The sequence below is a fragment of the Clostridium sp. 2218st1_F5_2218SCRN_220325 genome (assembly GCF_039062665.1).
Lineage (GTDB): Bacteria > Bacillota > Clostridia > Peptostreptococcales > Peptostreptococcaceae > Intestinibacter.
In genome coordinates, this window is sequence record NZ_JBCLNH010000004.1 from 134685 (window position 1) to 147951 (window position 13267).

Annotated in this window: 10 protein-coding genes and 1 other annotated feature; of the genes, 1 reads left to right on the forward strand and 9 read right to left on the reverse strand. The window is 28.0% G+C overall.

Features of this window, described 5'->3' with window-relative positions; all coding sequences use genetic code 11:
• Window positions 1-4: 4 nt before the first annotated feature.
• Window positions 5-1576: a polysaccharide biosynthesis C-terminal domain-containing protein gene (locus ABCM86_RS04150; protein WP_337814698.1), complete on the forward strand. Its 1572-nt coding sequence runs from the start codon at window positions 5-7 to the stop codon at window positions 1574-1576.
• Window positions 1577-1635: 59 nt separating this feature from the next.
• On the opposite strand, the gene ABCM86_RS04155 is transcribed toward ABCM86_RS04150, so the two are convergent.
• From ABCM86_RS04155 to larA, 9 genes are all read right to left on the reverse strand, one after another.
• Window positions 1636-2505, reverse strand: coding sequence for an alpha/beta hydrolase (locus ABCM86_RS04155; RefSeq protein WP_295677595.1), 870 nt, complete (start codon window positions 2503-2505; stop codon window positions 1636-1638).
• A gap of 242 nt (window positions 2506-2747) precedes the next feature.
• A complete protein-coding gene (locus ABCM86_RS04160) occupies window positions 2748-3386 on the reverse strand; it encodes a zinc ribbon domain-containing protein (RefSeq protein ID WP_295677596.1) in 639 nt (212 codons plus the stop codon).
• Between the two features lie 20 nt (window positions 3387-3406).
• Complete coding sequence (locus ABCM86_RS04165; protein WP_295677597.1) at window positions 3407-4759, reverse strand: zinc ribbon domain-containing protein; 1353 nt, start codon at window positions 4757-4759, stop codon at window positions 3407-3409.
• A gap of 167 nt (window positions 4760-4926) precedes the next feature.
• A complete protein-coding gene (locus tag ABCM86_RS04170) occupies window positions 4927-5805 on the reverse strand; it encodes an MBL fold metallo-hydrolase (protein WP_295733326.1) in 879 nt (292 codons plus the stop codon).
• A 142-nt stretch (window positions 5806-5947) separates the two neighbouring features.
• Window positions 5948-7156, reverse strand: coding sequence for an ATP-grasp domain-containing protein (locus ABCM86_RS04175; RefSeq protein ID WP_295733328.1), 1209 nt, complete (start codon window positions 7154-7156; stop codon window positions 5948-5950).
• A 54-nt stretch (window positions 7157-7210) separates the two neighbouring features.
• Window positions 7211-7951, reverse strand: coding sequence for an alpha/beta hydrolase-fold protein (locus tag ABCM86_RS04180; RefSeq protein ID WP_295677599.1), 741 nt, complete (start codon window positions 7949-7951; stop codon window positions 7211-7213).
• 205 nt (window positions 7952-8156) lie between these two features.
• Entirely contained in the window at window positions 8157-9554 is a 1398-nt protein-coding gene (gene asnS / locus ABCM86_RS04185; protein ID WP_295677600.1) for an asparagine--tRNA ligase, read from the reverse strand.
• A 178-nt stretch (window positions 9555-9732) separates the two neighbouring features.
• Window positions 9733-9972: a binding site (T-box leader), on the reverse strand.
• A 234-nt stretch (window positions 9973-10206) separates the two neighbouring features.
• Window positions 10207-11640, reverse strand: coding sequence for a sodium:solute symporter family protein (locus tag ABCM86_RS04190; RefSeq protein WP_295733330.1), 1434 nt, complete (start codon window positions 11638-11640; stop codon window positions 10207-10209).
• 140 nt (window positions 11641-11780) lie between these two features.
• The gene (gene larA / locus ABCM86_RS04195) at window positions 11781-13049 is read right to left on the reverse strand and encodes a nickel-dependent lactate racemase (RefSeq protein ID WP_343003537.1); all 1269 of its coding nucleotides are present in this window, start codon (window positions 13047-13049) and stop codon (window positions 11781-11783) included.
• Between the last annotated feature and the right edge of the window lie 218 nt (window positions 13050-13267).

Genomic DNA, 13267 nt, shown 5'->3' on the forward strand with positions numbered 1-13267 from the left:
ACTTATGAGGAGAAAAAATCTAATTATAAACACATTTTTATTGACCTTTTCTACCATGACCTTAGGCCTTATAGGTATGGTATTTCGAATATATTTATCTAATCAAATTGGTAGTGAAGGTATGGGACTTTATCAATTAATTATGAGCATCAATGTTTTTGCATGGACTATAGCTATTTCTGGTATTAGGGTTACACTTACAAGGCTTATTGCTGAAGAAATCGGTAAAAAAAGTAGCAAAGATAAAATTAGGCGTTTACTTAGATGTGGTTTTATATATACATTATTTTTTAGTTCTATATCTGCCTTAGGTTTATATTATGGCTCTCACTTTATAAGTACGGTATTAATAGGAGATATTAGAGCTCAAGTTCCTCTAGAAATACTCTCATTTAGTATGCCCTTTATAGGTATCTCTGCTTGTTTTAATGGGTATTTTTATGGTTGTAGAAAAGTTATAAAAAGTATTACTGCTGATTTTATAGAAAATATAACTATGATGGTTATAGTTACTTTTTTTATAACTTCTTTTTCAACTGCAAATTTAGAATATACTTGTTCTTACATAACTCTCGGCATGACTTTAGGAAGTATTATAGCATGTTTTTGTGCTTACCTTATGTACATATTTGAAAAGAAAAATTCGCCTGCTATTAAAATGAGAACATCGAAAAAAACTATATTTACAGAATTAATTTCAGTTGCCCTTCCTATTGCGGGAAGTGCATATGTACAGACATTTTTAAGATCAATAGAAGATATTTTAATACCTAAAGCATTAAAATCATACGGTTCATCAACAGCAACTTCTCTATCAATATTCGGTGTAATTAAAGGTATGGCATTGCCACTTTTAAATTTTCCATCAATATTTTTAGCTTCATTTTCAACGCTTATAATACCTGAAATTGCACAATATAACGTATTAAACAGACAAAAATCAGTTAATTTTGTAATATCAAAAGTAATAAAATTCACGCTTATAATAGCATTATTTTCAACGGGATTTTTTATGGTTTATTCAAACGAATTAGGACAAAGTTTGTATCACAATAGCGAAGTCGGTCTTATGCTTAAAATATTAGCTCCATTAATACCTTTTATGTATCTCGATAGAATTGTAGATGGTAGTTTAAATGCATTAGATCAACAAGTCTATACATTGAGATATAACTTAATAGATATGACAGTTAGAATACTTATTATAAACTTATTAATTCCTATGTTCGGTATAGAGGGCTTTATAATGGTTTTATTTATAAGTACAACACTTAACTTCTCATTAAGCGCTAATAGACTTTTAAAAGTCACAAAACTGGATTTTTCTATTTTTAATTGGATTATAAAACCGATTATATCTATATCTATTTCATCTTTAGCTATAAAAGAGTTGTTTCATTTTCTAAATACTAATAATTTAATTGTTGAAGGTATCCTTATTTTTATAGTGTATGTAATTTTACTATGTCTATTAAAATGCATTTCTAAAAAAGACATTACTTGGTTTATAGATGCATTTAAAAAAGACCCTAAAAAGAGCAATTGGAGTGCATTAAATCTATATAAACAAATCTAAAAATAAAAAAAGATTGATGTAGAAATTTAAATATTAAAACTTCTATATCAATCTTTTATCTAGTCTATATTTTTCATAAATTCTACAATACTGTCAACTGTCTTTTGTTTTTGATCATCTCCACTTATCAAAGCACTCTCATCATTATTGTATTTTCCATAATCACCAAATTGTGAATGATTTGCACCCTCAATTTCAACATAAGTAGTATCTGGTGGTAATTTTTCTTTCGCATCTATTAAAGATTGGAAATCTATTACACCATCTTTACTACCCCAAATTGATAAAACATTCATATTAACTTCTTTTAAATATGAATCTGATGGATATGAAGATATTAATACAACACCGTCAATATTATCTAGCTTTGAATTTACATATCTTGTCGCAACAAGACCTCCTAGTGAATCACCACCTATAACCCAATGCTCTATATTGTTGTATTTGTTCATAACTTCATTGGCTTTATTTTTACCAAATGCAGAGAAATTAAATGGCATATCTACAGCAACAACTTGATAACCTTGTTGTGATATCATTTTGCAAATTTTTGCATATGCCTTAGCATCTACTTTTGCTGCTGGATATAATATGAATCCTTTTGTTGGTGTTATGTTTGTAGGCGTAAAGCATATAAAATTATTGTCTATGCTTACTGTTACAGCATCATCACTTTTCAAATAAGTTTCTGCTTCTGATGTTGGAGCATAGTAGCTAGTTAGCCAAATAAAAAAACCTAACACTGAACAAATCAATAAAATTAAAACGGCTTTTATTATAGCCTTATTCATCGATTGTTTCTTAAGCTTTTTTCTTTTTTTTGCAATTTCTGCTTGCTCTTCCTCGTAAAGTAAAGGCTTCTCTAGCTCCATAGTAATACTACAGGTGTCGTATTCCCTTTTTTTAGACCTTACTTTATCTTTCTTCATTTTAATCCCTCCAAGTTTATTCATACTATTATAGTTTAACACAGTTAAATATATTTTTCACCTTCTGAAACCTTTCAATTTTGTATCTTTTTCTTTAAGTTTTTGTAAACTTTTTGATTATGTATAAAATAAAAATACTCTCCAATCAAAACCTTTATGGTTTTATATCAGAGAGTATTTATATATAATGCTATAAGTTTTGATTTACTTTATCCTAATTCACATTATTTATTAGATAAACCTTATTTATTTAATTTTTCTTTATCAAATTCAAAATCATCATTATTTTCTTTTATCTCAATTATATGTTTAGGTTCTGTATAATTTTCAAAATCGTCACCTTCATATACTTGTATTTCATCATCATTTTCAGCTACTTCTTCATTGTAGTCAAATTGTTCTTCACAGTCATACTCGTATTTATTTAAGTCTGTATCTTTCTTTTTAATTATTTTAGAGCCACAACAAGTACAAAACTTAGAATCAGAATCTATCTTGCTTGCACAAACATCACATAATATAAATTCCCTATCTTTTTTTATCTCCCTGCCACAATTAGGGCAGAATTTTTCATTATTTTTTGATATATAACCGCACTCACAAATAGGTGTATGTTCATCGTGGCCTTCTATATTTGCTATATCTAACATTCTGTTGTATATTTCTAAGTCTAGTTTTTTTATTTCATAAGTTAATTCTCCAAATATACTTTCATCTATAAGACCTCTTCTTATTTTTTCATATGCTGAGATTCCAAGCTCCATAATTTTTTCACTTTTTTTGTCTTCAAAATCTTGAATTTCTTTTTCTATTTGAGATTTTTTCGATCTATGTTCTATATTTATAAACTTACGATTTATTGTTTTATCATTTGATTTCATTATTATATACCTCTCTTTTATTAATCCCAATTATTTAATTTAAATCCTATAAAAGTTACTATAAAACTGTAAATAAAACTTATTATAAGTGTAAAAATTATGCTCATATTCATTTGTACATTATATCCCAATAATGAGCCTCCATTTACATTTACACAAGTAAATACAGCTAATACTCCCATTAAGATTGCATAAAATCCACTAAATATTAATGTAGTCTTTTTAGCGTGAGTTTTATATTTGTTGTTTAGCTTTATTCCTGATATCAATAATATTAAAGCTGATAGAGCAATAAATGCTATTAAACATAATTTAAAATCTATACTTAAGGAAGTTGAAAATATATTTGTTAAGAATAAATTTTGATTTCCTATAGTTACAGGATTTAAATTTGCAAATCCCCAAATATATGCTGCCAATTGGCTAATTACTACGAATATATTTATATTTGAGATAGAACCTGAAATACCAAATTCATATACATAACTTAAACCTATAAAATATCCTAAAACTAAAAGTACAAATACTATAAAATATCCTAAAAATACTGTATTTACTACTTGTTTAAATATTCCTAAATACATGTTGTTTTGTATATATTCTTTTTTTGTTCCAATATATAAAATTGATAAAAATCCTAATAAAATACCTCTAACTAAAACACTTAAAAAACTAACTCCATATACTAAACTGTATCCCGAAGATAGATATCCTCCACCTATAGATAAGCTATTTTTAGACACAAGAGCTAATACTGTAAGTATTATTCCATATATCACTCCTACTCCTATAGCTTGTCTAACTAATGTTAATTCATCAGTATTTTTTTGTTTCATAAATATATTATAAGAAACAACCATACATATCACTGGCAATACTAAAAGCGCTAATGAGCAAATTTGAAATGCAAAATTATAATAATTACCGTAGTTCATCATACTATTTGCATTAGTAAGTATATTTAAATTTCCACCATTTATTAATAAAAGTAAATCAAAAGTACTTATGTAAGAAACATAATTTCCTAATGACACCCTTAAAATTAATTTTAATACTATACTTATAGCAAATAGTATTAACGTTGCAAATCCCGCCACCTTAAAACTATCTTTTAGACTTATGTTTGATAATATATTTGATATACTAAAATCATAAGTTCTCTTGCTAATATCTTCTAATAAAGTTCCACATTCCTTGCAATAAATACTGTTTAAATTATTTTTTGTTTTACAATTTGGACAATATAATTTACTTTTTCTTCTAAGAACGAATTTTTTGTTGTTCATTTTTTTATATGCATGTCCATCTTCTTTTGAATAATTTCTAAATTTATCCGCAAATTGTAGTGTATCGTCTGAACCTCTAACTTGCATATTAATTCCTCCATTACTATTAATTTATATCTATTTATTATGTAGTTAATTATATCAATCAAATCTTAAATTACGCTTAAATTTGACAAATATTTTTAAACTAAATAATATCTAATTTTCTTAGAATTTAAAAATGCTAGAATAAAATATCTAGCACTTTTATGTATTTAGCTCTTTGTCTTCCAATATAATTTAGATTCTTTAAACTCTATTTCTAACTTTTCATTATCGTATAAGTATGATAAATAAGATTTTAGTGTATTCCCTATTAAAACATATTGGTTTAGATCCATTTTTAAATCATAATGTATAAATAACTTTTGTAAAATATCTTCAAATATCAATTCTTCTTCACATATCCTTAATATAGTTTTTATTATTTCATGTACTTTGTCTCTGTTGATTTTAACTAGTGGTTTTATATCTTCACAAATCGGCGCATGTGATGGTATAAATAAATTTCCTTCTAAATTTTCTACAAAATCTAGTGTCTTTAAAAACTCATCTACATTGTAGATAAATGATATGTGATATTTTTTTATAATATTTTCTCCAAAAACACAATCTGCTAAAAAGTATACATTGTCAGAAGTTTTTATTCCTATCATATCAAAGAAGTGTCCACCTAGTTTTATGTACTCAAGCCCCTTTGGCAAATTCTCTATAGTGTCAGTCGGATTGCTTTCTTTTGCCATTAAAAATTTATTTCTAATACTTTTTATAGGATAACCACCATATAAAAATGAAGGTTCTAAAATTGGATATTTAATAAATAAATTTTCGATTTCTGTTGAAATTATTTTACAATCAGTTCTCTTTTGTAAAAATTCATTTCCTCCTATATGGTCGGCGTTTGAATGTGTACTTATTATATATTTTAGATTGAAATTATTTTCTTTTAAGATTTTATTTATTTTTCTTCCTGCCTCTTTATCATTTCCACTATCAATTAAACAAATATCTGATTCATTTAATTTGTATATACCTATATTTGTGGGGCTATCTATATAATATGTTCTTTCTCCTACTTTATTTAAATTATACATTTTTATTACCTCCTAAATATAATATCGACTTACTTAAAGTATTTCATAACAAGAATTAAAATAGTATTAAAAAAATAAAAAATAACCACATATTAGTCTTTATTTACCTAAGATGTGGTTATTTTTAAATATTATCAAAGATCTATATCCAATTTCCATCTCCATTTCGTTTTAATATAAATCTTATCATTTCTATAAGTTCTTCTTCTTTTTCTGTTCTAAATATAAATACATGATTTCCCATTGCTGCTGCTAGAGCTTCTGGTACTTCAGTATCTATTTTTATTTTATCTTTATATTTATCTTTAATCTCTTCATATGAATGTGTATAATCTATTCCATTTCTTCTACTAGCATATCCAACTACATATTTTCTATTTACATCTACAAATATCTTATCGTAAATCAATACATCTGACCATAAGGCATATGTATCTACATCATAAGCGTAATTTATCATATCTGGTATATATGCCCCCGGCGCTCTCATATTTACTTCTAGACCAACAAGATCTCCTTTTTTACCAAGACCTTCTTTATCTTCTTCTAATCTAAAAAATTCAAAATGAAAATATCTACTTCTTGTATCAAATGCTTTTACGACTTTTTTGCCTATAAATTCAATATCTTTGCCTTCAAAAGGTTGAAAATAAAATGCAGTATCAGAACATGTATTTACAGTATCCATAATAGAATGTAACATAACATGACTTGCTGAAATCAAAACATTTTTATTTGAATCTGTAATTCCGTCAAATGTCTCGACATGGCCATTTATAAACTCTTCCATTATATATGTAGTGTTGTTATCTTTAGTAGCAAAGAAATATGATAACTCATCGTCATTTTCAAGTTTATATGTACTAGATGCTCCCACACCATTATCAGGTTTTACTACTACTGGATATCCAACTTCTCTTGTGAAGTTTATAGCATTTTCATAAGTTGATATTAATATATATCTAGCTACAGGTATATTGCATGATTTATATACATCTTTCATTTTTGATTTATACTTCATAGGCGCCATATCATCTATCTTAGTCCCACTATTTACACCAAATATTTTTCTCAGAGTTGCCTCTGTTTCTAGCCAATATTCATTTTGAGATTCAATCCAATCTAATTTTCCATATTTTTGATTAAAAAATCTGCACGCTTCTTCTACCTCATAAAAATTCTCAAGACTTCCAACTTTATAGTATTCTGTAACTGAGTCTATCATATGTTGTGGCAAAGATTCATATGGTGCATCACCTATCCCCAATACATTAACACCTCTTATTTTTAAATTTTTACAAAAGTTATAATAATAAAGCGGAAAATTTGGTGAAATAAAAACAACATTCATTTATAATGCCTCCTCAATTTTTACAATAAATTTCAATATCTAAATGTCTTATAATTAATCCAATATATTTCTTATAAAGTATGAAAACTGTATTTGCCACCAATTCCAATCATGGTTTACATCATGTCCCCATATATCTATCCATGCTGGTATATTTTTATATTGTAATAATTCCTTCATTCTATATATACTTCTCAGCATTTCATCTTCCCATGCACCTTGGCCACAGCATAATATTATTTTACACTTTCTATACATCTCTACATATGGATGGTTGTAACTCATTCCTTGTAAAAATTTTATAGGTGAATTTGCATATACTAAATCATCACAATAACCACCAAAGAATATATTTGAATCAAAATATCCGCTAAGCGATATTACTCCTCCAAATACATCAGGTCTTCTAAACATAAAATTAACTGCATGTGTTCCCCCCATAGAACAGCCAGTTGTTATTATTTTTTTCCCACTTTTATTTATTTGATGTATTCTTGAAACAAGCTCATTTACTATATAATTAAACCACGCCTCTTGTCTACATATTCTAAATCTTGGGTCCCCATTTTCATTAGACCAACTTTCACTGTCTATACTATCACAGCAAAATAGTTGTATCTTTCCACTATCGATTAAATCCCTTACATTTTCCAACATACCGAAGTTTTCAAAGTCAAAAAATCTACCATTTTGCGCTGGAAATACTAGCACAGGTAGTCCTGCATAACCATATACATTAAACTCCATATTTCTATTTAAATTACTACTGTATTCTTTATAATAATTTTTTACCATAAATCTACCCCTTATCTAAATTCAATTACATGCTTATTTATAATGATAGCATAATATTTGAGTTATTTTAATAAAGCTTAAAGTATACATAAATTTTTTTATAAAAATTTTTTATAACACGTAAGAAATTAATTATTATGTTGAAAAAAAAGACTATGTTGTCATTTTTATTTCAACATAGTCTTTTATATATTTTATTTAATTTCTAGAACTCAGCGTTTTTAGGAGTTCTTGGGAATGGTATTACGTCTCTTATGTTAGATATACCTGTTAAGTACATTATTATTCTTTCAAATCCAAGACCGAATCCTGAATGTGTAGCTGTACCGTATTTTCTAAGTTCTAAATACCACCAGTAATCTTCTTCGTTTAGACCACATTCATGTATTCTATCAAGTAATACATCGTATCTTTCTTCTCTTTGAGAACCACCGATTATTTCTCCAACTCCTGGAACTAATAAGTCCATAGCTCTAACTGTTTTTCCATCTTCATTCATTCTCATGTAGAATGCTTTTATTTCTTTTGGATAATCAGTTACGAATACTGGAGCGTTGAATATTTGTTCTGTTATATATCTTTCGTGTTCAGTTTGTAAATCGCATCCCCACTCAACTGGATATTCGAATTTTTGTCCTGACTCTAATAATAATTCTATAGCTTTAGTATAAGTTATTTTTGTAAATTCAGAGTTTACTATGTTGTTTAATCTTTCAAGTAATCCTTTATCTACGAAGCTGTTGAAGAATTCCATTTCTTCTGGGCATTGTTCAAGTACATAGTTGATTATGTATTTGATCATATCTTCAGCAAGTTCCATATTATCTTCTAAATCAGCAAATGCTATTTCAGGTTCTATCATCCAGAATTCAGAAGCATGTCTACCTGTGTATGAGTTTTCAGCTCTGAAAGTTGGTCCGAATGTATATACATTTCTGAATGCTAATGCCATTATTTCTCCATTTAATTGTCCACTAACTGTTAAGTTAGCTTCTTTTCCGAAGAAGTCTTGTGAATAATCTATTTTACCATCTTCAGTTTTTGGTACATTGTTTAAGTCTAAAGTTGTTATTTTGAACATTTCTCCAGCACCTTCACAGTCACTTCCTGTTATGATTGGAGAGTGAGCATATACGAAGTTTCTGTCTTGGAAGAATTTATGTATAGCGTATGCTGCAACACTTCTAACTCTAAAAGCTGCAGAGAACAGGTTACTTCTAGGTCTTAAGTGAGCTATTGTTCTTAAGTATTCAACTGTATGTCTTTTCTTTTGTAGTGGGTATGAATTATCTGATTCACCTTCTACAACTATTTTTGTAGCTTGTATTTCAACTGGTTGTTTTGCATTTTGAGTAGCTACTAATGTACCTTCTATTAATAGAGAAGTACTTATTGGTAATTTACCAACTTCTTTGAAGTTTTCTAATTTTTCATCGATAACGATTTGCATGTTTTTGAAGAAACTACCATCGTTTAATTCTATAAACCCAAAGTTTTTAGACATTCTAGATGTTCTTATCCATCCAGCAACTTTAACTTTCTTATCTATGTACTCATCTTTATTTCTATAAAGTTGTTTAATTTCTATGAATTCCTTTTGCATAGAATACCTCCTAATTATATCGTCTGTTTTTTTAATTTTTTTAATTTTTTAAATATATTATAATTATAACTTAAATTTACTTATTTATACTATTTCTAACAATCTATTCTAATTAAAAATATTTAAATTCGTAAATTTAAAATATAAAAATTTGCAATAAAAAAAGCCCTTCATCCATCTATAGGACGAAAGACTGTACTTCCGCGGTACCACCTAATTTAACTAAAAAGTTCACCTCTTTAATGTACTAATATACATCACCAATTATAACGGTTTGGCTCCGACTAAGTCTACTCTCTTTGTGATTTCGGTTAGTAGCTCCAGGATGTTCTTCATTATAGACCTTGTGCTGGACTTCCACCATAACCAGCTCGCTCTAACTCAGTTTTATAACTACTCTTCCCTTCATAGCTTTTTTAATAATATTTTAAATCTCATTAACATTACTTTAACTCATTAAATAATTTTTGTCAATAAATAATTTTAATTACATTTTTATATTTTAATATAAAAAACAAAAATTCATCGCGGGCGGCTTCGTCCGTTGCTTAGGATTCGCGTGTTTGTAGCGCAGGCAATATAAAATCACTCCAAATATTTTATATATTCAGAGTGATTTTAATCATTGTTTTTATTAATTATTATCTATTTATTAATTATTAGCTACTTTTTGTTTATTTAAACTTTTATTATTTTCGACTTTATTTTTATCAAATATACTAACTACTACAAATGTAACTCCAGTAGTTAATAACATTAAATAACCTACATCTGAGAAAACATTTTGGATTCCCGGTACAAATAACCATGCTCCAGCAGATAATACTGATACTAATATAGTAAAGAATCCTGCATTTTTTCCAGCAAATTTAGAAAAACATAATCCTCCTAATACAACAATTGATGTTCCTATTGCCATAGATAAACAAACCTTCATAGCATTTAATATTGAGCCTAATTGAGAAGATAATATATAAGTTAATAGACCTACTACAAGTATTATAGCTTTGTTTATTATAAATGCTTTATCTTTGTATTTTTTACCCATACTAGTTTTAAAGAATATATCTTGACTAACTGTTGTTGAGCAACCTATTAGCATACTACAAGCAGTAGACATATCTGCTGCCCATAAAGCTGATAAAGTAAGACCTGCAATTACTGGTGGCAATGATAATATTATCATTGGTAGTGCTAATGTCGCATCTACACCTGGGATTAATGCTTTTGAAGATATACCAAGCATCGCACATAAGAAACCTATTGGTATCATCATTAAAGCACCTAATCTAAATCCATTTACTGCAGATTTGTCGTCTTTTGATGTAAGACCTATTTGTATAACACCTTGAATTGAGTTTGTATTACCACACATAACTATCATCCAAGCTATTATTGCTGGAATTCCCATACCATCTGTGAAACTTAAGTATGGAACATCAGTTGAAGTACTTGCCATTTGCATTGCTGCATCCCAACCACCTTGGTTGAAAAATACCATAATTGAAGCTATTATAATTCCGAAATAAATTAATGATATATTTATAATATTACTCAAACTAACTGAACCCATTCCTCCAACAAATGCTACTAACATGAATATTAAAAAACTGAAAAATGTTCCTGTAGCTATATTAAATGTATCTGGAAGCAAACTAGCTAATATTGATCCACCTGCAATATATTGAAGTGCTATTATTGTACATTGAATTAAAATCATAGCTATTGTCATCATTACCCCAGTTTTTTTATCAAATAAATCTTGTACAAGTCCAGTCACTGTATTATGTCCGCTATTTCTGAAACGTTTAACAACTAAGAAACTCGCTACTATAGCACCAAATGCCCAAGCTACGTTATACCATCCAGCTGATAATCCTGCAACGAATGCATTTTGAGCTATACCTATGGTTGATGCTCCACCGATTGCTAATCCTGCAATTGTAACTGCTGTAATCCAAGTACCATTTTTACCTTTGTATAATAAGAAATTTTCCCCATCTTTCTTTTCTTTCTTTGACATAAATATTCCTAAACCTAATAAGAATGCTACGTATAATATTACTATTATTAATGGCGTATTCATAATATAATCCCCTTTCCTTTATAGATAAATTTATAATATTAAAATTTAAAATTTCCACTTTTATAATCTTTTAATTCTAGATAATCTATTTTCTTTATATTTTTATTTCTATCCCTTAAATTTAATTATTCTCTATTTTTTTATTTTTGAAGAAGTGGAACTACACTACCTCCATAAGGCAATATACATACATCTTTTCCTTCAAAATCAACTTTTTCTAATAATTCATCTATGTTTTTATAAGAATCTATATTTAAATCTTTTACAAAGTTTGGATCGATTTCACTCAACATAAGCATATCTGATTTTGCAATAGCTTCACATAATGCATAGAATATATATCCTCCAATTGTGAAGTTTGCTCTTAATTCTTCATCAAGTACTCCCCTTTTTAGCGGATCTATCCAACTGAAGAAATCCGGTGCACCTCCTCCTTCTCTACATTCTGCTAAAAATATAACTGTACCACCTTTTTTAACTGCTCTTGCTGCATTAAATATACTCTTTGTAGATTGGTATAGATTTATATCTTTTGGATATCCACCACAACTTGCAATAACAATATCTGCTTCCTTTTCTATTTTTACACCGTAGCAATCATCTACATATTTACAACTTGCAAGCCATGTATCGTGGAAATTTCCACAGAATAATTTGCTATGTTTTGATTTTGTATTTACGACTATATTAATCCCAAACGCTACATCGACTAATTCTGCAGCTTGATTCATATCTTCATTTACTGGGTTGTTTTCTAAAAGTCTACTCGCTACTCTTGGGTCAGTTTTCTTTTCTGTTTTTGATAGACATCTTATGTGGTTTTGTTTTATAGTTTCTCTTCCTGCAACTCCAGGAATAACGCTCTTTCTTCCACCACCAAATCCAGCCATTATATGGTGAACTGTTCCTGTTATCATTATTACTTTTCTTCCAACTACTAGAGGATTTACATATACTTCTGTGCCTATTTGTGTTTTGCCGACATAAACTAAATCATCTGCATCACAATCATGATTTACAACTTTTACTTTGTCATAAACTTTTTTAGAAGCTAATTGGCAAAGTTCATCTTCTGTCTGCATTCTGTGTGTCCCTATAGCTACGACTATAGCTATATCATCATAATCTATGCCTATTTCTTCTACTAAATAATCTACTAATTGTTCACATATTAAGTCCTGACGCTGCCAAAATCTAGTTAAGTCACTTATAACTATTGTTACTTTGTCCCCTTTTGAAATTACTTCTCTTAAAGGTTTTGAATTTATCATATTAGTAGTTACACCTTTAATAAATTCTGACTTAAGATCTGTAATTTCATCCATTGGATTTTCATTTAATACTTTTACTGACTTAGCTTTCGAAAGGTCTATATCAACCTTTGAGTCACCATACTTTAATTCTAACATCTTGTCTCCCCCTTACTGTCTTTAACCAAATAGTAAATTTAAAACAAATATTTATATCTATACTGATTTAATTCTAAATACACTATTACCCTTTAAAATTTTTAATAATTCCTATTTTTCTAAATAATATAGATAAAAAAAGAGAACCCCTCTCAGAGTTCTCTTAAATATCATAATTTAATATTATTTGGCCAGTTTAAAATTTATTAAATTTAAAT

Coding starts and splice junctions, on each gene's coding strand:
- ABCM86_RS04150 (WP_337814698.1), top strand. CDS start 5: ATGAGGAGAAAAAATCTAATTATAAACACATTTTTATTGACCTTTTCT.
- ABCM86_RS04155 (WP_295677595.1), bottom strand. CDS start 2,505: ATGAAGAAAGATAAAGTAAGGTCTAAAAAAAGGGAATACGACACCTGT.
- ABCM86_RS04160 (WP_295677596.1), bottom strand. CDS start 3,386: ATGAAATCAAATGATAAAACAATAAATCGTAAGTTTATAAATATAGAA.
- ABCM86_RS04165 (WP_295677597.1), bottom strand. CDS start 4,759: ATGCAAGTTAGAGGTTCAGACGATACACTACAATTTGCGGATAAATTT.
- ABCM86_RS04170 (WP_295733326.1), bottom strand. CDS start 5,805: ATGTATAATTTAAATAAAGTAGGAGAAAGAACATATTATATAGATAGC.
- ABCM86_RS04175 (WP_295733328.1), bottom strand. CDS start 7,156: ATGAATGTTGTTTTTATTTCACCAAATTTTCCGCTTTATTATTATAAC.
- ABCM86_RS04180 (WP_295677599.1), bottom strand. CDS start 7,951: ATGGTAAAAAATTATTATAAAGAATACAGTAGTAATTTAAATAGAAAT.
- asnS (WP_295677600.1), bottom strand. CDS start 9,554: ATGCAAAAGGAATTCATAGAAATTAAACAACTTTATAGAAATAAAGAT.
- ABCM86_RS04190 (WP_295733330.1), bottom strand. CDS start 11,640: ATGAATACGCCATTAATAATAGTAATATTATACGTAGCATTCTTATTA.
- larA (WP_343003537.1), bottom strand. CDS start 13,049: ATGTTAGAATTAAAGTATGGTGACTCAAAGGTTGATATAGACCTTTCG.